30 protein-coding genes and 1 tRNA gene are annotated in these 25,386 nt (G+C 62.4%); 8 read left to right on the top strand and 23 right to left on the bottom strand.

Annotation, left to right across the window (positions count from 1 at the left end; all coding sequences use genetic code 11):
* Window positions 1-363: 363 nt before the first annotated feature.
* The 6 genes from YY7_RS0124300 to chpT all read right to left on the bottom strand — a co-directional run bounded on the left by YY7_RS0124300 (window position 364) and on the right by chpT (window position 7,103).
* A complete protein-coding gene (locus YY7_RS0124300; protein WP_028165521.1) occupies window positions 364-1,236 on the bottom strand; it encodes a CheR family methyltransferase in 873 nt (290 codons plus the stop codon).
* Entirely contained in the window at window positions 1,233-2,396 is a 1,164-nt protein-coding gene (locus YY7_RS0124295) for a protein-glutamate methylesterase/protein-glutamine glutaminase (protein WP_028165520.1), read from the bottom strand. Before YY7_RS0124295 ends, YY7_RS0124300 begins: the two co-directional genes overlap by 4 nt.
* 85 nt (window positions 2,397-2,481) lie before the next feature.
* Complete coding sequence (locus YY7_RS0124290; RefSeq protein WP_028165519.1) at window positions 2,482-2,847, bottom strand: response regulator; 366 nt, start codon at window positions 2,845-2,847, stop codon at window positions 2,482-2,484.
* Window positions 2,848-2,928: 81 nt separating this feature from the next.
* Complete coding sequence (locus YY7_RS0124285) at window positions 2,929-3,399, bottom strand: chemotaxis protein CheW (RefSeq protein WP_027578765.1); 471 nt, start codon at window positions 3,397-3,399, stop codon at window positions 2,929-2,931.
* A 28-nt stretch (window positions 3,400-3,427) separates the two neighbouring features.
* Complete coding sequence (locus YY7_RS0124280; RefSeq protein WP_028165518.1) at window positions 3,428-6,166, bottom strand: hybrid sensor histidine kinase/response regulator; 2,739 nt, start codon at window positions 6,164-6,166, stop codon at window positions 3,428-3,430.
* 292 nt (window positions 6,167-6,458) lie between these two features.
* On the bottom strand, window positions 6,459-7,103 hold the full coding sequence (gene chpT, locus YY7_RS0124275; RefSeq protein WP_028165517.1) for a histidine phosphotransferase ChpT: 645 nt from the start codon (window positions 7,101-7,103) through the stop codon (window positions 6,459-6,461).
* A gap of 140 nt (window positions 7,104-7,243) precedes the next feature.
* On the opposite strand from chpT, the gene YY7_RS0124270 reads away from it, so the two are divergent.
* Window positions 7,244-8,068 carry a 3'(2'),5'-bisphosphate nucleotidase CysQ family protein gene (locus tag YY7_RS0124270; RefSeq protein WP_028165516.1) on the top strand — a complete coding sequence of 275 codons (825 nt, stop codon included), beginning with the start codon at window positions 7,244-7,246 and terminating at the stop codon, window positions 8,066-8,068.
* A gap of 10 nt (window positions 8,069-8,078) precedes the next feature.
* On the opposite strand, the gene YY7_RS0124265 is transcribed toward YY7_RS0124270, so the two are convergent.
* Window positions 8,079-8,585: a YHS domain-containing (seleno)protein gene (locus YY7_RS0124265; RefSeq protein ID WP_028165515.1), complete on the bottom strand. Its 507-nt coding sequence runs from the start codon at window positions 8,583-8,585 to the stop codon at window positions 8,079-8,081.
* Between the two features lie 110 nt (window positions 8,586-8,695).
* Between YY7_RS0124265 and YY7_RS0124260 the strand changes: the two genes are divergently transcribed.
* The 4 genes from YY7_RS0124260 (at window position 8,696) to YY7_RS0124245 (ending at window position 11,299) form a co-directional block, all read left to right on the top strand.
* Window positions 8,696-9,301, top strand: coding sequence for a DUF1134 domain-containing protein (locus YY7_RS0124260; protein ID WP_028165514.1), 606 nt, complete (start codon window positions 8,696-8,698; stop codon window positions 9,299-9,301).
* Between the two features lie 117 nt (window positions 9,302-9,418).
* Window positions 9,419-10,705, top strand: a complete 1,287-nt coding sequence (locus tag YY7_RS0124255; protein WP_028165513.1) for a hypothetical protein — start codon at window positions 9,419-9,421, stop codon at window positions 10,703-10,705.
* Window positions 10,706-10,812: 107 nt separating this feature from the next.
* Window positions 10,813-10,887: transfer RNA gene (locus YY7_RS0124250), tRNA-Val, on the top strand.
* A 187-nt stretch (window positions 10,888-11,074) separates the two neighbouring features.
* The gene (locus YY7_RS0124245; protein ID WP_028165512.1) at window positions 11,075-11,299 is read left to right on the top strand and encodes a hypothetical protein; all 225 of its coding nucleotides are present in this window, start codon (window positions 11,075-11,077) and stop codon (window positions 11,297-11,299) included.
* Window positions 11,300-11,311: 12 nt separating this feature from the next.
* Here YY7_RS0124245 and YY7_RS56720 read toward each other — a convergent pair whose 3' ends face one another.
* Both YY7_RS56720 and YY7_RS0124230 read right to left on the bottom strand, forming a co-directional pair.
* Window positions 11,312-11,734, bottom strand: a complete 423-nt coding sequence (locus YY7_RS56720) for a hypothetical protein (protein ID WP_051396874.1) — start codon at window positions 11,732-11,734, stop codon at window positions 11,312-11,314.
* A 317-nt stretch (window positions 11,735-12,051) separates the two neighbouring features.
* Window positions 12,052-12,255, bottom strand: a complete 204-nt coding sequence (locus tag YY7_RS0124230) for a hypothetical protein (protein WP_028165510.1) — start codon at window positions 12,253-12,255, stop codon at window positions 12,052-12,054.
* 393 nt (window positions 12,256-12,648) lie between these two features.
* Between YY7_RS0124230 and YY7_RS0124220 the strand changes: the two genes are divergently transcribed.
* Together YY7_RS0124220 and YY7_RS0124215 are read left to right on the top strand one after the other, a co-directional pair.
* Window positions 12,649-12,981 (top strand): hypothetical protein, encoded by a 333-nt coding sequence (locus YY7_RS0124220; protein WP_155255304.1) that lies wholly within the window; start codon window positions 12,649-12,651, stop codon window positions 12,979-12,981.
* A gap of 85 nt (window positions 12,982-13,066) precedes the next feature.
* On the top strand, window positions 13,067-14,002 hold the full coding sequence (locus YY7_RS0124215) for a sialate O-acetylesterase (protein WP_028165508.1): 936 nt from the start codon (window positions 13,067-13,069) through the stop codon (window positions 14,000-14,002).
* A 634-nt stretch (window positions 14,003-14,636) separates the two neighbouring features.
* Here YY7_RS0124215 and YY7_RS0124210 read toward each other — a convergent pair.
* The 9 genes from YY7_RS0124210 to YY7_RS0124170 form a co-directional block, all read right to left on the bottom strand.
* Window positions 14,637-14,882 carry a hypothetical protein gene (locus YY7_RS0124210; protein WP_028165507.1) on the bottom strand — a complete coding sequence of 82 codons (246 nt, stop codon included), beginning with the start codon at window positions 14,880-14,882 and terminating at the stop codon, window positions 14,637-14,639.
* A gap of 308 nt (window positions 14,883-15,190) precedes the next feature.
* Window positions 15,191-15,496, bottom strand: coding sequence for a hypothetical protein (locus YY7_RS0124205; protein WP_245287375.1), 306 nt, complete (start codon window positions 15,494-15,496; stop codon window positions 15,191-15,193).
* Window positions 15,497-15,522: 26 nt separating this feature from the next.
* Complete coding sequence (locus YY7_RS64455) at window positions 15,523-15,645, bottom strand: hypothetical protein (protein ID WP_283807019.1); 123 nt, start codon at window positions 15,643-15,645, stop codon at window positions 15,523-15,525.
* Window positions 15,646-15,724: 79 nt separating this feature from the next.
* On the bottom strand, window positions 15,725-16,225 hold the full coding sequence (locus tag YY7_RS0124195; protein ID WP_028165504.1) for a hypothetical protein: 501 nt from the start codon (window positions 16,223-16,225) through the stop codon (window positions 15,725-15,727).
* Window positions 16,222-17,133 carry an N-acetylmuramoyl-L-alanine amidase gene (locus YY7_RS0124190; RefSeq protein WP_035690704.1) on the bottom strand — a complete coding sequence of 304 codons (912 nt, stop codon included), beginning with the start codon at window positions 17,131-17,133 and terminating at the stop codon, window positions 16,222-16,224. Before YY7_RS0124190 ends, YY7_RS0124195 begins: the two co-directional genes overlap by 4 nt.
* A 72-nt stretch (window positions 17,134-17,205) precedes the next feature.
* Complete coding sequence (locus tag YY7_RS0124185; RefSeq protein ID WP_028165502.1) at window positions 17,206-18,282, bottom strand: phage late control D family protein; 1,077 nt, start codon at window positions 18,280-18,282, stop codon at window positions 17,206-17,208.
* On the bottom strand, window positions 18,279-18,485 hold the full coding sequence (locus tag YY7_RS0124180; protein ID WP_028165501.1) for a tail protein X: 207 nt from the start codon (window positions 18,483-18,485) through the stop codon (window positions 18,279-18,281). The genes YY7_RS0124185 and YY7_RS0124180 overlap by 4 nt, the downstream gene beginning before the upstream one ends.
* A complete protein-coding gene (locus YY7_RS0124175) occupies window positions 18,485-18,871 on the bottom strand; it encodes a phage tail protein (protein WP_028165500.1) in 387 nt (128 codons plus the stop codon). The genes YY7_RS0124180 and YY7_RS0124175 overlap by 1 nt, the downstream gene beginning before the upstream one ends.
* 2 nt (window positions 18,872-18,873) lie before the next feature.
* Window positions 18,874-21,252, bottom strand: a complete 2,379-nt coding sequence (locus tag YY7_RS0124170; protein WP_245287374.1) for a phage tail tape measure protein — start codon at window positions 21,250-21,252, stop codon at window positions 18,874-18,876.
* Window positions 21,253-21,280: 28 nt separating this feature from the next.
* Between YY7_RS0124170 and YY7_RS63360 the strand changes: the two genes are divergently transcribed.
* Entirely contained in the window at window positions 21,281-21,598 is a 318-nt protein-coding gene (locus YY7_RS63360; RefSeq protein ID WP_245287373.1) for a hypothetical protein, read from the top strand.
* Here YY7_RS63360 and YY7_RS0124160 read toward each other — a convergent pair.
* The 5 genes from YY7_RS0124160 to YY7_RS60610 all read right to left on the bottom strand — a co-directional run bounded on the left by YY7_RS0124160 (window position 21,595) and on the right by YY7_RS60610 (window position 25,385).
* Window positions 21,595-21,876: a phage tail assembly protein gene (locus YY7_RS0124160; RefSeq protein ID WP_245287372.1), complete on the bottom strand. Its 282-nt coding sequence runs from the start codon at window positions 21,874-21,876 to the stop codon at window positions 21,595-21,597. The two genes, YY7_RS63360 and YY7_RS0124160, sit on opposite strands and share 4 nt — an antisense overlap.
* 60 nt (window positions 21,877-21,936) lie before the next feature.
* Window positions 21,937-22,440 (bottom strand): phage major tail tube protein, encoded by a 504-nt coding sequence (locus YY7_RS0124155; protein WP_028165497.1) that lies wholly within the window; start codon window positions 22,438-22,440, stop codon window positions 21,937-21,939.
* Between the two features lie 12 nt (window positions 22,441-22,452).
* On the bottom strand, window positions 22,453-23,865 hold the full coding sequence (locus YY7_RS0124150; protein WP_028165496.1) for a phage tail sheath C-terminal domain-containing protein: 1,413 nt from the start codon (window positions 23,863-23,865) through the stop codon (window positions 22,453-22,455).
* A 78-nt stretch (window positions 23,866-23,943) separates the two neighbouring features.
* Window positions 23,944-24,510 carry a hypothetical protein gene (locus tag YY7_RS0124145; RefSeq protein ID WP_028165495.1) on the bottom strand — a complete coding sequence of 189 codons (567 nt, stop codon included), beginning with the start codon at window positions 24,508-24,510 and terminating at the stop codon, window positions 23,944-23,946.
* The gene (locus tag YY7_RS60610; protein WP_051396873.1) at window positions 24,507-25,385 is read right to left on the bottom strand and encodes a hypothetical protein; all 879 of its coding nucleotides are present in this window, start codon (window positions 25,383-25,385) and stop codon (window positions 24,507-24,509) included. The genes YY7_RS0124145 and YY7_RS60610 overlap by 4 nt, the downstream gene beginning before the upstream one ends.
* Between the last annotated feature and the right edge of the window lies 1 nt (window position 25,386).

Here is a 25,386-nt window from a genome sequence, read left to right as displayed (position 1 = left end):
CGCCGCAGGCAAACATCCTTGCCCGCAACCATGCGTTCGACGAGCGCCGCCCCCCTTTATCGAGACGACGATCCCCGAACCGGCCCAACGTCCAGTCAATCCGTGGCGACATCGCGGCACCTCCGTCAAATCGAAGTGCCACAATAGAAATCACACAGATTCCCGATTCTGGAATCCCTCAAACCCGCCCCGAGTCAATCCGCCGCACCGCACCACATCTGTGCATGCCCTAGTGCTTTCGCAGGGACGACAATCGTAGGATGCGTAGAGCGGAGCGAAACCCATCATTGGAGCCGCGCTCTCGTCGCGATGCGTTTCGCTGCGCTCTACCCATCCTACGGGACTGGGTGTCGCCGCTTAACTCTATCGCGCCGCGGAAGCGACCGCCTTGAGCCCGATCGGCGCGCCGGTGCGCGCGACCGGCGCGGTGCCCAGGCAATAGAGACCGCGGCGGTCCGGATAGGGCTTGAAGACGCTGCTGATGCCAACCACGGATTCGGCCGCCCCCAGCGCCAGCACGCCGTCGGGCTCGAGCATTTTTGCAAGCCGCGCGAAGATATCCGTCTTCGTCTCCTGATCGAAATAGATCAGCACGTTGCGGCAGAAGATCACATCGAACGTGCCGAGATGGGAGAAGTCCTGCAGCAGGTTGAGCTGGCGATGCTGCACCATGGCGCGGATATCGGCATTGAGCTGCCAGAACTCGCCGATCTGGGTGAAGTATTTCACCAGGAACTGGATCGGCAGGCCGCGCTGCACCTCGAACTGGCTGAAGATGCCGGCCTTGGATTTTTCCAGGACTGCCTGCGACAGGTCGGTCGCGACGATCTCGAGCCGCCAGCCCGCGAGCGCCGCGCCCATTTCCTTCAGACACATCGCGATCGAGTAAGGCTCCTGCCCGGTGGACGATGCCGCGCACCAGATGCGCAGCGAACGCCGCGCGGCCCGCGCCTGGATCAGCGCCGGCAGCACCGCCTGCTTCAAATGGTCGAACGGAATCTTGTCGCGGAAAAAGAACGTCTCGTTGGTGGTCATCGCCTCGACCACTTCCGATGTCAGCGCCTCGGCGCCAGCGCCCTTCATCTTCTGGACCAGCTCCGGAATGCCTGATAATCCCGATTTGCGCGCAAGCGGCACCAGGCGGCTCTCGACCAGATATTGCTTGTCGGACGACAGGTCGAGGCCGGACCGCTCCTTCAGGAGCTTGCGCAGATAATCATAATCCAACGGCGTCACGAACGATCTCCCGCAAACAACCGGTTAAGCTTCGGTCCGATCTCCTTGAGCGGCAGCACGGCCGCGCATATCCCCGCATTCGCCGCCGCGCCCGGCATGCCCCACACGACACTGGTCGCCTCGTCCTGGGCAATCACGCTGCCGCCGGCGGCGACGATGTCCTTGCCGCCGCGCATGCCGTCCGACCCCATGCCGGTCAGGATCACGGACATGATGCCGCCCTGCCAGACATCGATCGCGGACATGAACATGGGATCAACCGCGGGCTTGCAGAAATTCACCGGCGGTCCGTCATCGAGTGCGATCGCGATCTCGGCGCCGCGGCGCGCAACACGCATATGGCGGCCGCCCGGCGCCAGATAGATCTGGCCGGCCTTGACGATCTCGCCGTCAACAGCCTCATGCGCCGGCCGGCGGCTGGCACGCGCGAGATGCTCGGCCAGGATCGTCGTGAAGGTCGGCGGCATGTGCTGGGTGATCAGGATCGGAAAGCGGTCGATCACCGGTCCGATTTCGGCGACCAGCACCATCAGCGCCTGCGGGCCACCGGTCGACGAACCGATCAACAGCACCTTCGGCGCCAGCATGCCGAAGGTGCGGCGGACCAATGCCTGCTGCGAAGTCGCCGGGCGGGTCGCGGCTTCGCGCGCCTTGTCCTGCACCGGCGCCAATGCCGGGCTTGCGGCGACGGGTGTCGCGCGCCGGCGCACCTTGGCGCCGAGATGGCGGATCTTCTGGATCAGGTCGTGCCGGAAGGTCTCTGCCGCGCCGGCCTCGCGCGTGCTTTCCGGCTTGGGGATATAATCGGCCGCGCCGAGCGACAGCGCCTTCAGGCTGATCTCCGCGTTGCGACGGGTCAGCGTCGAGGCCATGATGATGACGAGGTCGCGTTTCTTGGCGAGCAGCTTCGGCAGCGCCGAGATGCCGTCGAGCTCCGGCATTTCGATGTCGAGCACGGCGACATCGGGATTGACGCGCTCGAGCTGGTTGACGGCGTCGAGACCGGTGCGGAATGAGGCCGTCACCTCCATGTCGGATTCCGCGCCGATCCAGCGCGAGATCATGCCGCGGATGACGACGGAGTCGTCGACCACCATCACCCGCAACGGCTCCTCTCGCGTCGAAGTCCGGGACGGGGCATTTGTCAACGCAACACTCATCAATTCACCAACGGCTCAACGGCACGCCTTCTCCGGATCATGCTCCCATGCCGATGGCTTTCAGCCGCCGGATCGAACACGACACTCAGATCAGGCCGACCTCCTGGAACTTCGCGGTAACGATGTCCCGGTCGAACGGCTTCATGATGTATTCGTTGGCGCCGGCATGCAGCGCGCGGGCGATATGCGCAACGTCGTTCTCGGTGGTGCAGAACACCACCTTGGGCTGATCGCCGCCGGGCATGCGGCGCAGATTGCCGAGGAATTCGTAGCCATCCATCACCGGCATGTTCCAATCGAGCAACACGGCGGCGGGCATGGCGCGCTTGCAGGCTTCCAGCGCCTTCTCGCCGTCCTCGGCCTCGACAATCTGAAAATCGAGGCCTTCCAGGATGCGACGCGCGACCTTGCGAATGACGCTGGAGTCATCGACGACAAGACAGGTTCTCATGTTGGGCCTCTACTTCCTCATCCCGCGAGGGACGTTTCCGTTTCAGTTCTTCAATAGGCATGCCCGCCTATCGCGCGGAGACTAGGCCGCCTTCGCATCCGGCATCAGTTCGAGCACGCGGTCGACATCGAGGACGACCATGAGCTGGCCGTCCAGGCGATGGACGCCGCCGGCGAGCTTGGCCATCCGCGGGTCGAGGTTGACCGGATTCTCCTCGCGGCTGTCATCGGGCAGCCGCAGCACCTCGCCGATCTGGTCGATCAAGAGGCCATAGGATTCGCCGCGAAGATCGACGCCGACCGCCATCGGCGGCTTGCCGTCGTCGTTCTTTGGCAGGCCGAGCCGCGCGCGCATATCGACCACCGTCACGATGCGGCCGCGCAGGTTGAGCACGCCGGCGATCTCGCTGGAAGACAGCGGCACACGCGTCAGCCGCTCCGGCATGAACACGTCCTGCACGCGTGAGATCGGCAGGCCGAACAATTGCCCGCCGATCACGGCGGTGACGTATTCGGCCATGGTGCCTTCGATGGTGTCGGTCTTGCTGGTCATCGTTTCAATTCCTTGTGCCCGACTCAACCTATGCCGCTTTCCTGATCTCGGCGGTCTGTTCCTTCAACGCCGCGATCAGGCCGGGACGGTCGAATTTGGCGACGTAATCATGGAAGCCGGCTTGCCGCCCGCGCTCGATCGCGGCCGGCGAGACCATCGCCGACAGCGCGATGATCGGAACGCCGCTCAAATGCTGATCGGAGCGGATGCTCTCGGCGAACTCGAAGCCGTTCATCTCGGGCATCTCGATGTCGGTCAGCACCACGTCGAACGCCTGTCCCGAACGCAGCGCGGCCAACCCTTCCTGTGCATTCGGCGCGGTACGCACCTTGTAGCCGGCGGCCTTCAGGACCGGGGCCAGCATGTTGCGGAAGAACGCGCTGTCGTCGACCAGAAGCACCGATTGCGCGTTGGAGGACGGCCGCATCTCCTTGCGGCTGAACCAGTCGGAGAAGGCCATCGGCAGGAAGTGACCGACGTCGATCACTTCGGTCGCCTGGCCCTTGATCACGGCCGAGCCGAGAATGCCATCCTGCGAGCCCGCGACCTCGATGTGCAGCCGCTCCTCAACGATGTCGATGATCTCGTCGACCACGAGCCCCATCGAGCGGCCGTCGTCGGCGAACACCAGGATCGGCTGCGAGCCGGAGGTCTGCACATTGACATCAGCCATCTGCACCAGCGGCATCAACTGATCGCGGTACTGCACCATGTAGCGGCCGTTGGAGAGCTCGATCTTGTCGGTGGCGATCTCCTCCAGGCGCGTGACGAGGCCAAGCGGCACCGCCTTGGGCTGGCTGGTGCCGGCACGGAACACCAGGAGCGAGGTGAGCTGCTCGCCGCTGACATGGGCCGCAGCGCTGTCGTCCGCCATCTCATGGGCGGCCGAGCCGGCAGCACCGAGCGCCTTGGCGATGCCGTTGGGGTCGATGATCATGATGACAGCGCCATCGCCGAGGATGGTGTTGCCGGAGAACATGTCGATGTGACGCAGCTTGGTCGACATCGGCTTGACCACGATTTCCTCGGTGTGAAACACGCCGTCGACCACGATACCGAAAGTCTGGCTGCCGACCTGCGTCACCACGATGAAACCGTTCTCGGGATCGCTCGACGAACCGTCATCGATCCTGAGCAGCTTCTTCAGGTGCATCAGCGGCAAGAGCTTGTTGCGCAGGCGCAGCACGGCGGTGTCCTTGATGCGCTCGATGCGGTGCTCGGAATTGGCCCGCGCGCGAACCAGTTCAACGACGGAGAGCTGGGGGATCGCAAAACGGTCGCCGCCTGCTTCGACGATCAGCGCGGACACGATGGCGAGCGTCAGCGGGATCTTGATGGTGACGGAGCAGCCCTCGCCTGCGACCGACTTGATGTCGATGGTGCCGCCGATCTGGTCGATATTGGTGCGCACCACGTCCATGCCGACGCCGCGGCCGGAAACCGAAGTAACTTGCGCAGCCGTCGAGAAGCCCGGCGCGAAGATGAACTTGTGGATCTGCGCTTCCGTCATCTTCTCCAGTTCAGCCTCGGTGACGAGGCCGTTGGCCAGAGCTTTCGCCTTGATCCGTTCGGTGTTGAGACCGCGGCCGTTGTCGGCGATGCAGATGATGATGTGGCCGCCCTCGTGATAGGCGGAGAGACGGATGGTGCCCTGCTCCGGCTTGCCGGCCGCCGCGCGCTCGGCCGTGGTCTCCAGACCATGGTCCGCGGAGTTGCGCACCATGTGCGTGAGGGGATCCTTGATCAGATCGAGCACCTGGCGGTCGAGCTCGGTGTCGGCGCCGTGCATCTCCAGTTCGATCTGCTTGCCGAGTTCGCCCGAGAGGTCGCGCACGATGCGCGGCAGCTTCTGCCAGGCGTTGCCGATCGGCTGCATGCGCGTCTTCATGACGCCCTCCTGCAGCTCGGCGGTGACGTTCGAGAGACGCTGCAACGGCACCTTGAACTCGGTGTCCTCGTTGCGGCGTGATATCTCCAGGAGCTGGTTGCGGGTCAGCACCAGCTCGGAGACCATGGTCATCAGGTGCTCCAGCGTATCCACGTTGACGCGGATCGACTGGTTGGCGACCTTGTCGGACTCGTGCATGTCTTCGGCGGCCGCCGTCTTCCTCGGTGCCTTCTTCTCCTTGGCAACCTCTGCGGCCGGCTCATGTGCGGCAGGCTTGGCTGCGGGCGCGGCAGCAGGCGCGGGCGGCGCCACTTCGGTGGCGGTTTCGCGGAACGCGCGCTCAAGCTCGTCGAGTGAGACTTCACCGGGACGCAGCGGACGCTCGAGCGTCTGTACCACCAGCGTGCCCTCCGTGGCCGCGGGTTGCAGCGGCGGCGCGGCCATGACAGGGGCCTCCGGCTCTGCGGCAGGTTCGGTACTGGCCTCGGCAGCCATCGATTCGAAACTGCGCTCGGCCATCTCGTGCAGCTTGACGATGAGGTCTTCGTCCGATCCTTCCGGCTCGGCCTCGGTTGCCTCCAGTCCTGCGAGGATCTCCTTGATGCGGTCGATGCTCGACAGGATCAGCGTCACCGCTTCCGCCGTGACCGGCATGCCGTCGCGGAATTTGCCCATCAAGGTCTCGCCGGCATGCGCCAGCGCTTCCAGTCGCGGAAGCCCCAGGAAGCCGCAGGTACCCTTGATGGTGTGCACCAGGCGAAAAATATTATCGAGAATCTTCGCGTTGTTCGGTTCTTGCTCGAACTTCACCAACTGATTGTCGACCGTGTCCAGGCTTTCGCTGGTCTCGGTCAGAAACTCTCGCATCAAATCGTCCATGAACCTGGCCTTCGTACGCAGCGGCACGCGACATCGACGCGCCTTACGGAACTTGGACCAGCTTCCATGCAAAGCGTTTAAGTTTGGTTGAGTATGTGGAAAAGAACGGGATCAACAAAGAGATAAGAAGAAAAGATTGAAATCAACGGCAAGTTGCAAACGATTGGTTAACGCTATGGCCGCCGTCGCGGCGCGCGGCGCATTCGCTTCGCGCCTCCGATCGCGCTCTACGTCGTTGTTTGCGCATGATCCCTTGGGCGGCCTGCGCGCCGTGAGATCATGCAGCAATTCGTCAGGACGCGCTGACCACCACAGTCTCGCCCTCGAGGGCGAGCTTGACGGTCAATCCGCAGGCCTGCGCCAACAGCCGCGTGTAATAGGGCTGCACCGCGTGGGCATCGACCGCGGCCGACGTGCTGCCGAGAATATCGACGATGTTCTGCGGCACGCGGGCGTTCAGCCCGGCCGAGGTGATGCGAAAGCTCATCGTCTCGCCCTCGCCGACCGGATCGATCGTCAGCGTGCCGCCGCGCGGAATCGTCTGCTGCGCGATCACGAGCATATTCAGGAGCAGCTTGACGCGATTCTTGGGCATGAGCAGCCGCGGCAGATTCCAGGTCAGCGTCACCTTGCCGTCCTCGATATGCCCCTTCGCCATGGCCTGCGCGTCGCCGAGATCGATCTGCGCACCGGCCGACCCGGCGGCACCGAAGGCAAGCCGGCAGAACTGCAGGCGGGCAGATGCGGTCTTGGCGCTCTTGCGGATCAGGTCGAGTGCAAAATCGCGGTCCTCGGGTTTCGGATTGTCGTCGATGACCTCAAGGCCATTGACGATCGCGCCGACAGGACTGATGAGATCGTGGCAGACGCGCGAGCACAACAGCGCCGCCAGTTCGAGGGCATCGGGAGCGGGACCGAGAGACGAAGTGCCAGACATGAAGTGTTCCTGGAATGCCGCAATACACGCGGACGGGAGCGAATCACGCATGCTTTTGGATTTGATACACTGGGGAAGCGCATGCTGCCAGCTTGCGGCGGAAGTGAGATGGGAACGGTAGTAGCCGATGAGAACCGCTTATGAATGAGGCATGCCCACCCCGGATCGACGGCAATGCCGCGGCCGCGCTGATCGAACCACTGACGGAACTGGTGATGCGGGCTGGCGAGGCCATCCTCGCGGTCAATCGCAGCGCCATGAAGGTTGAGGGCAAGAGCGACGGCTCGCCGGTGACCGAGGCCGATCTCGCGGCCGACCGCATCATTGCCGAGGGCTTGGCGCGGCTTGCGCCAAACGTGCTGTCGCTCTCCGAGGAGCGCACGCGTCTAGCAAGGCCGCCCTACAGAGACAGCTTCTTCCTGGTCGATCCGCTCGACGGCACCAAGGAATTCGTCGCCGGCCGCAACGAGTTCACGGTCAACCTCGCCCTGGTGACCGAAGGGACGCCGCTGCTTGGCATCGTCGGGGCGCCGGCCCTGGGCGTGATCTGGCGCGGCATTGTCGGCCATGGCGCGGAGCGGTTGATCGTTCGCGATGGCGCGCCACCAGTTGTCGAACCGATTCGTACCCGCCCTCACCCGCCGCGCGGAAACTCCTGGACCGTGGCGGTCAGCCGCTCCCATGGCGATCCGAGCACGGAGGCCTTTATCGCCAGGCGGGGCGGCGCGGTGCGGGTCGAACTCGGCTCAGCGGTGAAGTTCGGACGGGTGGCCGAAGGCAAGGTGGACGTCTATCCCCGCCTTGCGCCGACCTGCGAATGGGACGTCGCGGCCGGCCATGCCGTGGTCACCGCCGCCGGCGGCAAGATCACGGATTCGCACGGAGCGGCACTGCATTTCGGCCTGCGGGACGACTTTATCGTGCTGGAATTCATTGCCTGGGGCGATCCCGCAGCCGCCCCTTAGAGGCGGGCAACTACTGCGCCAGCGTCTGCTCCAACTCCGGCCAGCGGGCGGTGGCATCTTTCAAAAAACGTTGGGGATCGGCGACAAAGGCGTCCCGATTGTCCTCCCGGCCGAACAGATAGAGCCGCTGCCCGGCGACCGCCCAAAATCGTGGATTGCCGGCATAGGTGACGCCGCGGCCGAGATCGACCGGGTCATAGCCGCCGAATTGCGGACCGTAGATTTCCGGATGAGCGACAAAGGAGGCGCGGTTGCCTTCATTGCGGAAGCGCCAGACCGCGCCTGCCTGCGCAGCCTCAAAGTCCGGCAAACCCTCAAGGGCAGCGGCATCGGTAAAATATGCCACTGGGTCGAATCCCTCGATGGCGAGGCCGGAATAGTGATTGACCACCACCCGCTCGGTCGTGGCAGCCCGGACTGCCGAATCATTGCCGATCAAAGCTAAAAGACCGACGGCGAAGATGAAAAAGGCTATTCCGGGGCGCCGGCGGTATATTTCCTGCCGTTGTACCGTCATAGTTGATATCGATAACATTGGAATCGAGGGGACACTGGGCGCAAGCTAGAGCCGACCTTGTTGGCGTCAGGTTAAGGCGGCGACCAGAATTTCGATCGCAGGGGTTCTTTATGAGTTTCGCATCACGCCTTGCCGCGGCAGCGCTCGCTGCGCTGATGTGCTGGATTGCGCCGGTTGCCGCCCAGCAGGCCCCGCCGCCGCAATACCCGCCGCCGCAGCGCGAGCCCGGTCCGAGCACCTATGGGCCAGACGAACTTGTTACCGCCGGCCACAAATTCTTCGGTAACGTCTCGCGCGGGCTTGCCTCCGTCATCGAACGCGCGGTCAGCCAATGGGGTCTGCCCAATGGCTACGTGCTCGGCGAAGAAGGCTCCGGCGCTTTTGTCGCCGGCCTGCGCTATGGGGAAGGCACGCTCTACACCAAGAATGCCGGCGATCTGCGGGTCTATTGGCAGGGGCCCTCGGTCGGCTTCGACTGGGGCGGCGATGGTGCCCGCACCATGACGCTGGTCTACAACCTGCCCTCCACGCAAGCGATCTACCAGCGCTTCGTCGGCATCGACGGCTCGGCTTACATCGTCGGCGGTTTCGGCATGACCGCGCTGACGGCCAACAACATCGTGCTGGTGCCGATCCGTTCCGGCATCGGGCTCAGGCTTGGTGCCAATGTCGGCTACCTGAAATATACGCCGCGCGCGACCTGGAACCCGTTCTGACCCCGCCGTTAACGCCTTGACGTGAATCCCTCACCACGGACGGGCATTTGGCTGGCGTTTTGCCGGCCGCCCGTGGCATTGTGATTAACGAATTATTATCACGGGAGTAACCCATTCATGGTCGAACCGATCATGTATCTGGCGATCGGTTTTCTGGTCTCGATGCTGTGCGGTCTGATGATCGTGCCGCTGGTGCATAACCGGGCGGTGCGGCTGACGACCCGGCGTATCGAGGCCGCAACCCCGCTGTCGATGGCCGAGATCCAGGCGGACAAGGACCAGTTGCGCGCGGAATTCGCGATGTCGGCGCGGCGGCTCGAAATGAGCGTCGAGCAGCTCAAGAGCAAGACCACGAGCCAGCTCGCCGAACTCGGCAAGAAGACCGACGCGATCAACCGCATGAAGATCGAGCTCGGCGAAAAGAACGCCGCGATCTTCGCGCTCGAGGCGCGCGAAAAGGCGATGAAGGATCAGGCCCGCGCCACTGAAGAGGAGTTCGCCGCCAAGGCCGAGCAGTTGCGCGCCGTCGAGCAGGCGCTGACGAACAAGCAGAGCGAGCTCGGCAAGATCAATGCCGACCTGAACGACCGCTCGATGGCGGCGGATAGCCGCCAGATCGAGCTGATCTCCGTCCGCACCCAGATCGAGGAATTGAAGGACCGGGTCAGCCACGCTGAAAGGGACTTCGCCGCCACCCAGGCCCGCCTGGCCGAGGAACGCAGCGCATCCGAAGCCGCGACCCGCGAGCTCGCGGAGGCGCGAAGCCGGGCCGAGAGTCTGAACCAGCGCGTCACCGACCTCGACCGTCAATTGAGCGTCCAGGTCAATGAAGCCCAGATCCTCGGCAACCGCGTCAACCAACTGGAGGGGCGGCTTGCGAGCCAGGGCAAGCTCTTGGCCGAACGGGAATTCGAGAACAACCAGCTCCGGCAGGCCAATGAGGCAGCCGAGCGCACCGTGAAGGAACTGCGCGCGGCGATGAATGGCGGCAAATCGCCGGCCCTTGAAAAGCTAAAAAGCGAGAAGGCCGCTCTGGAAGAACAGCTCCGCATCATCAGCGACGAGCGGTCAAAGCTGCAGCGCGACATCAACGCGATCCAGGAACAGGCGGAGAACTCCTGGGCGACCGAGCGCATGGAGAACGCGCTGCTGCGCGAGCGCATCAACGACATTGCCGCCGAAGTAGCAAAGCTGGCGATCCAGCTCGAAGGGCCGAATTCGCCGATCGAGGCCATGCTGGCCGCGGAGCCGGCGGTCCCGGCCAAGGGCGGACCGAAGGCGGGACCGAAAGCTGCCAATGGTGTGCCCGCCGCAAGCGGTCTGCCCGAAGGCGGCGGAACGCTCGCCGAACGCATCCGAGCGCTGCAATCCCACGCTTCCCGCGCCCGCCAGCAGGGGGCATAAGGCTCTTTCACGCTTTGGGGTCGGCTTTGGCTTGACACCCAGCCCCTGCCCTTCGTAAATCGCGGCTCCGGCCGAAAGGCCGTTTCCGGCTTCCGCGCCGAGATCCCGGACGCATAGCTCAGCGGGAGAGCGTTCCCTTCACACGGGAGAGGTCCAAGGTTCGATCCCTTGTGCGTCCACCATCTAAACGCCTGAAATCGTTACATAATCTTTCTTGTTTCTGGTATACGCCGGGGCACACGGGGGCACAAAAGAGTAGAACAGGGTAGGAACATCCGTGCATATCCGTGCAAAATCCGTGCATAGCTTGTGCGATCTGTTCCCGGCCTGTTCATGCTAGCCACTCGCCAACGTGCTTGAGCAAAGAGTATGAGTAACGATATCCGCATCGACATCGAGACCTACGAGCGCAGGCACGGGAAGCCGACAGGCAAAGCCTATTGGACCTTCAAAATCATCTCGCCCACGGTGACGGCCAAGGACAAGGTCATCACCATGGATACGGCCGTACCGTTCAAGGCCGCCTGCGAGCGCGTTCGCCGGATCGCTGCCCTGCGCCGGTCGGAACTAATCGTGCTGGTGCCTGATGCGTAATCTACGCTGGCGCTACCGTCGCCCGACAGCGGCTGGCGACGGCGTCGGCTCGCTCGGCATGCAAAGAGCGACAAGGTTGGGTCGCCGCGTCGCGCCAGTTGCTGCTCGGCAAGGCCGACAGAACAGCACCTTGGCGAGCGTATGAATTGGCTTGTCACTCGGCCAGACGAGATCGGGCAGATAGACGCGCTCGCTGCGTCCGCAGGTCCCGCATTTCACTTCGAGCAAAGTGTAGCGCGCCTGGACGGCCGCTGCGATGGCCGGGGAAGGATCGGCATTGCCCCCGATAAACTGCCGGGCGTTCCACTCTTCGCAGGCCAGCCGGTGCGCGACCTCGTAAGCCGCCGCCATCCGCTTTTCCAGATCAGCGTGCAGACGTTCGATGCGAGCTAGTTCGCGGGCGTAGTGCTTGCGGTCGCCGCCAGACAGCGGCATGTGGATGATCCGAGGGGACATCCGCCTAGTTTATCTTCGAGGCCGCGTAAGGACCATCGCTAGGGTTTGTGGCGGGCTTCCGAGATTGGGCTAACGGTTGGTCTAGGAGATGGACTGCCGTCTCTTCCATCCCTGCGGCGGCGGGATCGCATCGTGAGCCTGAGCGAGTGTTTCGAGCCACGCGGCGACGCTCGCCGGGATGTCGGCTTCGCCGGACGCCCACCGGCGGACCAGTCTGTCATCGCATTCGAGAATCGCGGCGAGGCCCCGCTGCGTCCAGCGCAGCGAGGCCAAGCATTGAGTGAATCTCTTCGGTGTCATCCGAACAATTTCATGAAGGCCGCGCCCGCACCGAACAACGCGGCACCGGCGGTCATGGCGGTGACGACAAGCTGCCACGGCGCGAGAGCGACTTCGCGCCCGATCTTCCGCTGCTCGGCAGCGAACTTGCGGGTCTCTTCCTGCATGCGCTCGATGCGCGCGACCTGCTCTTGTTGATCCATCGTGGTAACTTCCGTCATCGGGGTTTCCCTCACAATCGGCCGGGGACAATCCGCTCAGCCATGTCCGCAATATGCGGACATTCGACGGCGTTGTCAATAGCAATGAGACCCGCTCGGGTCTCCCCGGCGGGCCTCTTAATGGCCGTGTCGCCCACGGCCCCCAACATCTTCTCTTTGGCTTCTTCTTCAGTTCACGACCGCGAACGGGTCGCCACTCTTCACTTTGCCGGGCGGGTACGAAGGCCGCCATCAAAACGAGATGCGGGTCTCAGATTTCCAAAAAGCGCGATCTAAGGTGGTATCATGATAGAAGGGTTTACTTCTTCATGGCGGTGCTCCAAGTCTGTTGCAGAACCGTTGGGTCCGCCCCAATGGCAGATGCCCTACCGTAGTGACTAGGAGCCGCGTTACATGCCCATTCGAGTAGCCCTTGCCGCCGCACTGTTGATCGCCGGAATCGCTTCCGCCCAGGCGAAGCGATTGGAGGTCGGGCAGTCCGGCGTCTTAACCTCGACGGCACTGGCCTGCTCGACGCTGGACGGCATGCGGGGCGTGCTGAAGACTGCCGCCGCCGATTTTGATGCTGGGATCGCCAAGAGCGCGGCCGAAGGGTGCGAGTCGTTCGGCAAGGGGACCGAAGTCTTTGTGGTCGAGGTGCCGAACACTATCTTCGCCTGCGTGCGCCCGAAAGGTCTGAAGTCCTGCGTGTGGACCGCGCAGGATCGCATTCACGCAATTGACTGATGAGGGACACCGAAACGGTCCAGACCGCGTGTAGGACGGTCGCTACCTTGGTCTCAATCCCAATGCTGATGAGGGTTGAGAGCCAATGTCCCCGACCGATTTTCTGCACGGCGTCGAGATTGCTGGAATCGATGCAGTGAAGTTAGTTCATTATGCCCTTCTGGCCTCAATTGCCTTGGGAGCGGCTGTTGCCGCGCGAGCCGTGATCTCGGCTACCGATCCATACAAAATTGTGGACGTTGAATCGCCTTCCATTGCGCCGTCGAACATCGATACAAGCGGGCTTACGCCGCGCTCGCTGGCGATCAATCCCGCGCAGAAAACGCTAGTCTTGATCACCGCCGGACAATCCCTGATGGCTGATGTTTTCGGCCCCACGGTCTATGTCCCCGCAAACGGTGCTGTCATCGACAATTTCAACATCTATGATGGAGAGGCTTATCCGTTCGGTCCGAAACCGGCTATCGGGACTGGCGGTTGGGGAGGGAATGTCGGGCCGTACCTTGGTGATCTGTTCATTTCGAACGGGGTATTCAATCGCGTGATCGTCGTTCCCATTGCTGTCACCGGCACCGCCATCGATCAGTGGGTCGGTGACGGCCCTTATGCGGGACGCTTTGCGGTAGCGATGAAGCGCCTAGCCTCTCGCGGCATCACGCCGAGCACGCCCGGCGTAACGTTCATGGTGGCGTGGGGGCAAGGCGAAAAAGATACCGACCTTGGGACGCCGCAGGCCCTCTATGCCGCCAACTTGAAAGCGTGGATTGCCCAGGTGCGTGCCGCCGGTTTCCCCGGCAAGATATTCGTCAACATCGAGACCATGTCATCGGGTGTGGTTTCGAGTGCCATACAAGCTGCACAAATGTCCGTCGTTGACAACGTCGGCGTCTGGCAGGGCGCGAATTGGGATGCCTTGGGGGAATCGTACCGCGTTGACGGCACCCACCCCAGCGACGCCGGGGCACCGACGTTCGCAACCAACCTTTACAACGCAATTTGCGGAAGCGGCGCGCTGTTTTAGCCGCCCCCTCAGTCTCGTCACGCCGCCACCTTGCGCGGCATGCTGCTAGGGCATGTACTCATAAACGCTTGCCGCTGATCAGCGCGTCGATGTCTGCTCTACGCCCGACAGCGGCGCAATAGCGGACATCCCTCAACCGCCGCTTGGGGCCAACAGCAGTCACCGTCAGCATTGTGGTTAATCGTCACTGAAGGCCCAAACGAGCATTGGGTCGTGAAGTCGTGATCCTCTATTAGAAGGGCCCGTGGTAAGTTGAATTATGCCCAGCCCTGAGCCACCAAGGGACGTGCCGAAGTCGCTCACCGACGATGCAACCGCTACAGCACCACGCATCGTCAATGGCTTGACGGTCCGTCCGCCCAAGAAAGTTAACGTGTGGCTATTCGGGCTTCTTTTACTGCCAGATTTCGTGGCACTCCCCGTTCTCGCCGGTCTCGGCATGCATCGGTTGCTGCGATACCTAGACACCCGGCGGAAGAAGACCAACGAGGCATGATTTCCGCAACGGGTCACACGCAGAAGAACTCAGGTTGAGCATAGCGAGTCCGCTTCACCCCCAAGGAGCAGACATCTAGCGGACATGCCGGTCGGCCGCTTGGGGCCAATAGCCGACGTGATAACCAAACGAGGCGATCTAGCGCACGGCGACGGTGATTGCTAAGGCGAGACCGATCAGCCAAGAAAGTGCGCCTATCCATCCGGCCGAATCCGCGTCGCACAGCAATGCGCCGTTGGGCAAGCGTTTAAAGCCTAACCAGTTGAACCCGGTTTCGCTTGACGAAAGAACGTCAACTTTGACCTTCTGAAAGGTCAAGGTTGGAAGCAATAATCGCGCTGTCGTGTACCCTACGACGTCAAGAATGAAATCTAAGAAAATCACCTCCGCCTCCAGCCAATCCGCAACCGCATATCGGGTGACCTCTCGTCCCCAGCAAGCGGAACTAGCACCTAGACTAACACATCGGTGGAAGCGCTGCGTCAAAGGCCGGGCAAATTAGAAAGCCCAAACTCACAGCGTAAACGTCAGCTTAACGCCGTCATTTCTGTTATGGGTCAAAAGCGGTGAGCAGCTTCAGACGGCCCGTCGCTTCGAGAACGGCAGAGCCCTTACCGCGATGCTCGGACCGATACGGCACGAAGCCCTCGCGCAGACAGGTCTCGATGGCTTCCTTACGCTGCTTGTCGTGGTCACTTCTCTTTGCCTTGCCTCAACAGAAACTGATCGAAGCGCGCGCCGATGCGATCCAACGCGCCAACCAGACGCTCTTCGATCCGGTCGATCAGTTGGACGGTCGCGTATTCTTGGGCGACTTTCTCGCGGAACTGCGCGAGATCGCGTTCGAGCGATGCGGCGAGCCGATGCGCTTCGGCGGCTGCGGCCTTCGCCTCATTGGCAATGGCCTGCCCCGCCTTCGCAGAGGCTTGGTTCTTCGTGTGCGCCACCGCGTTGCGGACAAGGAGCGCGATGATCGCGCCGGCACCGCTGCCGAGCAAGCCAATGAGCCATTCGGGGATAGTGATCATTGATCTTGGGCCGATGCTTTGAGGCGCACATAGCGCACGTTGGAACGAGAGATGCGGAGGCGCTTGTTCGCTTCCTTGCGCGCCTGCTCTTCCAGCTTCCATGCGACACGCGCGTCCATACCGGGGCCAACCTTCGGTGCGGGCACTTCGTCGAGTACGAGAGTGGACTCGTGCGGAACGCTGAAGCTCGGCGACGGCCTAACGCTTTCCGTCGTTTGACACGCGGTCAGGGAAATCGTCAGGAGTGAGCAGGCAACCAGCGTTAGGGCGAGCCTTGAGGCGTTGTTTATAGTCATCGATTTCGTCCTGAGCTTCCTTGGCGCGCTGCGCCGCTTCTTCACGTTGCTTGCTCGCCGTCTCGGCCGCTTCGAGCGCGAGATGCAGGTCGAAGTTCTTGTTTGCGATCACGCCATCCTTCGCGGCGATCTTCTGCCGAAGCTCGGCGGCTTCCGCCCGGCGGTCCGCCGCTCTAAAGCCGAGCAGGAAGACGAGAGCCGCCAGGGCGACGATGAAGACAAGCTTCGCCGCCTTGGCGTAGCCGCCGAGCAACGTGCTCACGATGGGCAGATAGCCGACGACTGCGGCCACGGCGATCAGCAAGCTAAGGGCAGACAGCGCGATCTCGGAAGTCGCCGCCGCCCAAAGGAAGTCGCTGATCGCCGTTGACTCGAAGCTATCCATGAAGAACTGCTTGATCACTTCTTCTCGCTCCAAATCCAGAGCGCGAGGCCGAGCAGGATGAACGTGCCCAGGGCGACGATGACCTTCCAATCCGTGAGCAGACCGAGGAAGGACGAGACAGACAGACCACCGAACAGGCCGGATGCTGCCGTGATCTTGCTCTTGATGAACGCCTTCAGCTTGCCCGGCGCGGTCGCACTCTCGTCACGAACATCGCTCGGCGGATCGAGCGTGACCTGTTCCTCCCCGGACTCGTCGGTGTCGTGGCGCTGGCCTTCGTCCGACTGAGAGATGAAGCCCATCGGCTTGTAATAGAGAACCGACTTCCGCAGCGCTTCGAGCGGATACAGCGGGTTGGTGTCGATCTTCCGGCCCGGCGAAATCATCCAGTGCGTCAGGATGTCTTCGATCTCGAAGGCGTCGCAGATGGCGTGGCACAAGTCCTTGACGGCCGCAATCTGCGCGTCGGTGTAGTGCAGCCAGTACCCCGCACCGTGCGCAGTGGTCTTCGCATACTCGACCTTCAGCGACGGGTTCTTGTTGGTGTCGATGGTGACGATGTCGTTCTTGTAGACGCCGTCCGAAACCTTCTGAAGCTTGCCGGGGTTGTCGATCTCGATGCCGACCGCGTAGCTGTTCATGAACTTCAGCCCCTTCCATTGGGACTGCCCGGCGTGCCACGCCACGACGTTGAACGGCACAAGTTGGGTGATCTTGCCGTCGCGGCTCACGACGACATGCGCCGAGACCTTGGCCTTCGGGTTCGTCAGCCAGGAAATGTCGCCATCGTCCTTCAGACCGGAGGCGGTGTCGTGAATCACGATGAAGCGCGGCTTCAGGCTGCCGCCACGGTTCGGGCTCTTGACGAACGGGAGCGGACGCCCGTTCTGATAACCAATACCCTTTTGAATAGTGATCTCCGACATCACACTCTCCAAGTTCTGTTGAGAGCATGATTGCCGACCGATGATTATTTGGCGGGACCGTTTGAGTCGCCCTTACTGCCCGCCCTCACCGCCCCAAAAATCATCGTTTCCTTCGCCGGAAGTCTCGCAAGAGATGCGCGTCGTGAGGCCCTGATCGTTCAGGCGATGCGTCGCCGACTTGATGATGTAGCTGCCGTCGCAATCGGGATCGAAGCCGACCGCCGTGAGACCGGCACCGGCGAACATCTCAGTGCGGCCGGGGAAGGTCGCGGCGAAGACCTTCTTGCCGCGTGCCAGCGCCCCCTTCGTGGCCTTTGCCTGCGCCTCTGCCTCTTCTTTCGTCTTGAAGAGCTTTCGGCTGCGGTAGACCGGCGAGCCGCCCCCCTCCTTCACCCACTCGCGTTCGCCCTTCTTGACGTTGTGCCACGCGGCTTCGACCGAGTTATAGTCGCCGCGCGTCGAGCCGGTGCAGTCCCATTCGGTCTGCCCGGTCTCGGTCAGCATGAAGGAAGGGGCCGCGCCGCCGCTGGGAAGGCTGCCAGAGCCCGCTTTGTTGAAGATGACCTTTTCATCGGCGAGCTTGAAATTCGCGCCCACACGGCTCGCTAGGCGCGTCAGGAAGTTCAAATCGGACTCACTCGACTGATCGAGATGGTCGATCTTGATCCCGCCAACCTCGCCGTTGACGATGGCCCCCAATCCGTTCCGACCAGCGATGTATTGGACGATCTCTTGGACGCTCTTCTCATGATAGGAGCGCGACTTCGGAGCCTTGATCTCGGTGGTCAGACCTGCGGCCTTCGCCGTCACGCTCATGATCTTCGGCCGCCCTTTCTTCGTCCACGAATCGATCAGGAAGGTGCCCATGTAGTTGACGCCGGTCTCGACGAAGCCAAGCGAGACCTGCAACTTCGATCCCTTGCCGGGCGACGGGATGTACTCCCGGTTATCCAGTTCTAGCTCGCAGCTATCGGACTTCTTACCCTCGTTGTCCTGAACGGTTAGAGAGAGCAGCGGCCCTTTTCCGAAGCCGAGCGCGCCGCCGGGAATGACGTGGCCGCCGCCTTCCAACGGCAGGCCGAAGGGCGCTGGGATCAGGTTCGCGGTGATGTCCCTGCCATCGAGCAGGATGCGCGCAGCGGGCGTCACGACCAAATCCTCGCGGCCGTTGAGACCTTCTTTACGGTGTAGTTGGGAATGTTGATGGTCATGCCTTCCGGCAGCTTTGTTCCGGCCGCAGCGAGGCCGGGGTTGGCGCGCAGGATCGCCTCCGTCGCGCCGTGCGTCACGCCGAAGCGGTTGTAGGCGATCAGGTCAACCGTATCGCCCTCAATCGTGGTATACTGTTCCATTAGGCGTATGCCCCAAGTTCAATCGTGAACTCGATCTTACGGGGCGCGCCGTCAGACATCAGGGTCTCTTGAGACTCCCTGATCTTCTCAATCACGTACATGCCGAGATACCGACCGAATCCCGTCGTGAGCGGGAGCGGCTGCCCGAGACCGGCTTGCGCGCGCATCTGATCGACCTGCCGCAACCCGCCGCGATAGTGGGGATAGATCGTGCCTTCGATGGTGATCGAGTCTTCACCGGGGCCGACATACTGCTTCGCCGGTGCCACGCCAATGCGATCCGTGGCAGGCCAGCGCCATGCAGAGGTCCGGTCGAACTTCTGATATGCGCCGGTATTGACCGAGAAACGATACGCCCCAAGCGCGAGAAGAACGGTGCTCTGCATGATCAGTCACTCAGAAGTCCACGCTGTTCGGACTCGAGCCGAGCGAAGGCCGCGTAGACCGCGTCTTCAGCCGCCCGCCGAACATCGTTGGGGTTGCCGCCTTGCACTTGGACGGTGACATGCGCCGTGTTGGTGCGCGACACCGCCGTATTGTTCTCGGACGAACTGGCGACCGCCGACGCGCCATCGGCCGTCAACCGGCGCAGCGTGTTATTGGTCTCGACGCGGCCGGATACGCCGGGCACGAAAAGCTCAGGGCCGTTCTCGCCGATAAGATACGGCTTGCCATAGGTCACAGGGCCGCCGAGAGCGCGAGCGCCTTCAATCGGATTCGAGGGGTTGCCAGAGTTGAGCCAAGACTTGGTGCTCGGCCCGCCAGTAAAGATGCCCTTGATCGCGCTGCCCAGGCTGATCGCCTTCTGGATTGCCGTCCCGAGGAACCCGATCAAGCTCTGGATCGCGGAGATGACGGTCTGCACACCCTGCGCGGCGACGCCGCCAACGGTTGCGCCCCACTCCCGCCACTTCGCCCCGGTTACGTCGAGAGGCCCGAGCAACTGACTCAGCCAGTTGTAGACAGAGCCCAGGCCATCGGCGAGAGCCTTTACAGCCGGACCGGCGGGACCGAGCCCCTGCATGAAGCCCTCACCGAACCCGGCGAAGAACTCTTTGATGCCCGCCCAATTGTTGTAGACCCACACGCTCAGCGCCGCGAGCGCGGCGACCAACGCCGTTATGATCAGACCGACCGGGTTGGCGATCAACGCCCACATGGCGAGGCCGATGGCGCGCAGCGCAGTGATCGGGAAGAGCAGCACGGCGCGGCCGAGCGCGAGCAGAGAGCCGCCCAGCGCCGACAACGTCGCCCCTGCACCAAGCGCGGTCAACATACGGAAGCCGACCGCCATCGCAGCCAAGCGGCCTACGGCGGCGGTTGCCTCGGCAGCGATAACGCCGCCGAGCAGCCGGAAGGGCAAGAGCAGCCCGAGCAGCGCGAAGTTGAGCCCGCGCAGGGCGAACATGCCAACGCGGCCGAGCGCGCCCAGGACGAAGAGCAGCGGACCGGCGGCGGCTGCCGCAGCGGCGAAGTAGACGCCGGTCTTCAACAGCGCAGGGTTCGTGGCCGACAGCTTTTGCAGCGTGTCCGCGAGCTTCGTGAAGGCATTGGCGATGTCGTTGCCGACCGATTCCACCACCGTGTTGCGGAACTTCTCCCAGGCAGCGCCGAGCTTCAGCAAGAGCGCAGGCAAGCCTTGGTTTGCGATCTTGTATTGCTTCTGCGAGTAGCCGTCCGACTTCTCTTCGACCTCCTTAATCATCGCGGGCAGATCGGCCTTCAGCAACGCCATGTAGCGCGAGATATGGCGCGCTTCGAGGATTTGCGCGATGTCGCCGGTCGTCGCAACACCGTCGTCCATCTTCTTCTTCAGGTCGGTCATGAACTTCGTGATGTCCACTTTCGACCCGGCAGCCGCGACGGCGTCGTTCACCGACTCCGAAATCTTGTCGGCGTCAACGGCAGACGAACTGCCGATCGCGCCCTGAACGGCCTTGGTGATCGCGGCCGACAACCCGGCATGATCACCCTGGTTGTTCTTGATCGCGTCGGCGATCTGACCCTTCACGCCGCTCGCGTCGATGCCGTCCGCCTTCAGGTTCTCAAGAACCGTGTCGGCGGTGACGGGGCGCGCTTGAGTATAGTCGCCCAGATTCATACCGATACGGCTCAGCGCCTTCATACCGCCCTTCGGCATCTTGACCAGACGCACGATGGCCGAGCGCAGCGCAACGCCCGCTTCCGAGCCGAGCACGCCGGCCTTCGCGAACGCCATGACCATCGCCGTGACGGAGTCGAGCGAGTTGCCGGTCGTCGCCGCGACGCCGCCCGCATACTTGAACGACTCCGAGATGTCCTTCATGGACGCGACCGTGGACACCGCCGCGTAGACCATGCGGTCGGTGACGACGGTCGAAGACTTCATCGCCTGCTCATACGTCTTCATGGGCATGCGGAATTGCGTGATCGTCTTACTGAGCGACGCGCCGACATCAGCAGGCGTCATATCGCCCGCCAGGGCGGACGCAGCCAAGACCTGTTCGAGCGCACCCTTGGCCTGCTCGAACGTAAAGCCCGCTTTCAGAAGCTCGGTCGCCGACTTCATGATGCCGGTCGCACCACCGGCGTCATACCGACCCGCCAAGTCCTGCGCCATCTTCGAAAGCTCGACGCGCTGCTCTTTCGTCGCTTCGCCTAGCGCCTCGACCATGTTGCCCGCCTTCGCGAACTCGGCGGCATCCTTGATCATGTTCGCGCCGAACCACGCGGCAGGCGTCGTGACGCCGAGCGTCGCGTTGCGTCCGGTGTGCTGGATTGCGGCCATCCGCTTCGAGGTTGCCGCGAGATGCTTGTTGACGGCCGCAAACGGCGCGTTCATGCGCGCGGCCATGCCAGCGAGCGAAGCCCCAAGGCTATTGACCTGGGTCTTCGCTGCGCTGACAGCGGCGTTGAGGCTGGGGCTGACCTTGCCCCCGATGTTGACGAATACGGAAAAGCCGGTCGCCATGCTACTTTGCCTTCATCGCCTTGTTGATGTCGGCTTGAAGCTTCGTCGCGTCTTCAAGCCAGCCGTAGAAGTCGTCGAGGGCCATTTCCTCGACTTCGCAGATCGTGACGCCGCCCTTGGTCAGCCGAATGAGCGTCAGAATCCCCTTGCGGAGATCGCTTAGCTCGACTGACCCCCACGAAAAGCATCGAGTTGATCGCTCAGCTTCTTCGCGTCGATCTCGTCAAGCTCTTCGATCACGTCCGGCGAAACGTTGCAGAGATCGGACAGAAGCAGGATGCCCTTGTCGGCATCATGGCCCTTGAATTTCGCCGCCTTCAGCGAGTCCTTCGTCTTCGGCCGACGCATGGTCAGCGTCTTGTAGGGCTTGCCGTCCACTTCAATCGGGAAGTCGAGCGTGATTTCCGCCGACAACCGCATGTCTTTCTTCACTTCAGTCACGGTAGTTCTCTCCCGCTAAGTTGCGGCCGACCCGCCGCGGCGCGGTCGGCTTGGTGGTAATTACATGCCCATCGCTGCGCGAATGGACGCAAGCTGATCCACGCCGTTGACGATGCGGACCATGTTGTCGATGTCGATCTCGACGACGACGGTGTCCTGAATCTGAATCTTCAGATACCGAATGGACATCTCAGCCTCGTTCTGCGTGAGGTCGCCGGCTTTCCAGTTGCCGAGAGTGTTCTTCTTGAAGCCGCCGTGCAGATCGACGATCATCGGGATCGCAGTCTCGCCGTCGCGCTGAAGAGCGCCGCGAAGCTGGATACGGGCGGCGTTACCATCCATGTTGCCCCAAAGGCCGAGAATCTGGTTGGCATACTCGCCGAACGTGAACTTGGCGCTCAAAGTCTCCAAGCCCATGTCCAACTCGACGTTGCCGTCCATGCCACCGCCTCGATACTCTTCGGTCTTGACCGAAAGCTCGGGCAGTTCGACTTCGGAAATGCGGCCGGCGTAGCCGACGCCGTTCACGAAGCTGTTGAAGTTGCGGAGTACGCGCGGGATCATCTTTCGTCCCCGTTATGCGAAGAGGTTGCGGATGTAGTCCGAGACGAGATGCGACCGGAAAGTCACACGCTCGGCCGGGTACGGCGGGGTGAAGTCATACGAGAACGTCGCGTGGCCCTGCGTGATGTCCGCTTCGGCGTTGAACTCGGGATCGACCCAGCAATCACCACCGAGGATCGCGCCGCGCGTGCGAAGCTGGCGCATGTAGGCGCGAACCGACGCGGTGACATCCTCGAAGTAGTTCTTCGTAATGGCACGGTCCACCGCCCAGCGGTGCGCCTTCGCGATGGAGATGTCGATCATGTCGGCCGTGCGGGATACGGACAGGAAGGCGAACTTCTCGTCTGCCGAGCAGGTGCGGTTGCCCCACAAATACCAGCCGTCGTCGCGAATGAACGTGGCGATCTGGTTCTCGTTGAGGATGTTCGCCCGGCTGTTTTTGTCGCCGTAGGCATAATCGATGGGTCGCCCGAGACCGCCGACGCCATAGATTTCCTTGTTCGACGGCGACTCCCAAAAGCCCATCTCGTTATCGACGCGCGAGATCAGGCCAGCGACGCGAGGCGATCCCGGTTCGAGGGCGTAGGTGTTGGTCTTAACCGACCAGCCGGACACCTTCGGATCGACGACGAACACGCGGCGGGTGCCGTGGTCGTTGCGATAGGCGAACGCAGCGGCATCGGTGGTCGAGGGACCATCGGCGATGATGTGCGCCTTCATACCATCGGCGAGTTGCTTCATCTCGCCAACCACCGGGTTCGCCGAAGCGCCGGTCTGGATCGTCACGGTCGCGCCTTCGCCGTCGCCGCCGATGGTAGCGGTGACAGGCGAGACGATGCCGTAGCCGAGTGATTGAAATTCCAGGCCCGTGATCTTGCCGTTGGTGATGATCGGGGTTGCAGTCGGGAGCACCGCACCTACACCACCGCCCGAGAAAGTCACGGTCGCTTGCGTGTAGTCCTTCGTGCCCTGATTAGTGACCTGATGACCGCTAACGCCAACCGGACGCTGATGCGTGAAGCCGGGCGCGATCAGGATCATCGGAGAGACGCCGCACTCGGCTTCGGCCGCGCGGAACGCATGGATGCCGGTGAACGCGCCGGTGGTGGCGTCAACGCCGCCGATGACCTTGGAAAGCTGCTCGTTCTCGGTCTCAGCGTCTTCGACGCGGACCACGACGATAAGTGCGCCGCCCTGGTCGAAGATCGCGTCAACGGCCTGCGGCAGGGTTCCGGTGCTACCGATGGTAGCCGCAGCCTGACGCCGGTTGACGAGCACCGGGGTGTCGAAGGGGAACGATGCCGAAAGGGCGGCGGGTGCCGTACCGATCAGTCCGATGACGGACGAGCGGACGGTCTGAATGGGCCGGGGGCCACGGTCAACGACGACAGTCTCGACGCCGTGCAGAAAGTCGGTAAGGGACATTTGTTCTCAATCCTCAGTGTGGGATTGAGAACAACCTAGCGACCGCCCTGCACGTCGTCGGGACCGTTTGAGTAGCCCTTACGTGAAGGTCTGCGCGAGCGTAAAGAGCGCCACAAGCTCTTCTTGGGACTTGTTCAACGCCTCCTTCGCACTAACGACAAAGGGGTGCGTGATGTCGAACTCGATCGTGAACTGCCAGCTATCACGCACGTCGATGGGTTGCGACGCGACCCACGCTTCAATCTCGTCACGCAGACCAAGTTGATTCATTGCGAGACGAATCTGGCGTGCAGAGGCGACCATCTTCACCGGCGTCGGCACATCGACGATTTCCCCGGTCGTCGCATCGTACATCTTTCCGCCGAAAGTCGCTTGCGGATCATCGATACTGTTGTCTTCGGTGATCTCAATAAGCGTGCAGTTCTGCGGAAACAAACGCGATACATCGCGCGTCGCGACCGTGACCCGGCCATCGTTGACGCTGGCCTTGATCGAGTTCGGCGCGAACACCGCGCCGTTGTAGATGTAATCGTACCAGTCAACGCCATCCACATCACGCTTGCAGAACATGATGCTCTCAGGAAGACCTTCAGGCCACACTTCCGGGACGTAGCGCGTCCATGCGCCGTGATTGATGATCGTCATGCGTAACCTGCCGTGTACCATGCACCGTTGATTGCGAATTGAAGATAGCGGAGGCGGATTTTGACAGCCGTCGAGCTAGCCCAATCAAACCCGGTCATGACGCAACCACCGTAGGGTTCCTGCATGCCAGAGACGGGTAGCTGGTGATCAGCAGCGTGGACCAGCCGAAGGCTGCTCACCAAGCTACCGAACGGGTTGCCGAAGTGCCCCGTGGTCCAGATGGTGCCCGCGCCAGAAAGTAAGTAGGAGCCACCGCCTTGCCACGCGATATAGCCGGCGCTGCCCGACGATCCGAAGCGGAGGTAGTTCTGCACAGCCACGAGTTCGCCGTTGACCGTGAGAGAGCCGGTGATCGTATCGCCGGCCTTATTGACCGGCGTGAAGCCAAGTGCCGTCTGATAGTTGCCTGCCGCCTGATAGTTGCCCGCCACCTGAGCACCGATGTTGGTGCGGGCCTGGGCTTGCTGCGTGGCGTCGAGCGTCTGCGCAGCGTCAAACCGAACCCGGTTGGCAATCGCGGACAGGATGCCAGCGATAATACCGTCGTTTTCAGTCAACTTCGCCGCGATCTCGACGAGCGTGTCGTATGCGCTGGAAACTCCCCCCTTCAAATCATCGATGGCCGTCGCGATCATACTCTTTACGCGAGCGACAACCGGGACTGCGTCGGTCGCCGTGCCAGTGGCCGCTTCAGCGGCCGTCGCGAGGCGAACGCTGCCGAACTCGGTCTCGGAGGCGCTGACGTTCCGCTCTTCGAGAGCCTGCATATCGGCGCTGATCTGGCCGATAGCATCACGGATGCGGCTGGCATCCTCGCGAGCGATGTTATCCGGATGCGGCAGCGGGTATCCCCGCTGCGTAGTATCGTTCGGCATG

The sequence above is a fragment of the Bradyrhizobium elkanii WSM2783 genome (assembly GCF_000472865.1).
Taxonomy (GTDB): Bacteria; Pseudomonadota; Alphaproteobacteria; order Rhizobiales; family Xanthobacteraceae; genus Bradyrhizobium; species Bradyrhizobium elkanii_A.
Note: the sequence above shows the minus strand (reverse complement) of the source record. Positions and strands in the feature narration are given on the sequence as shown.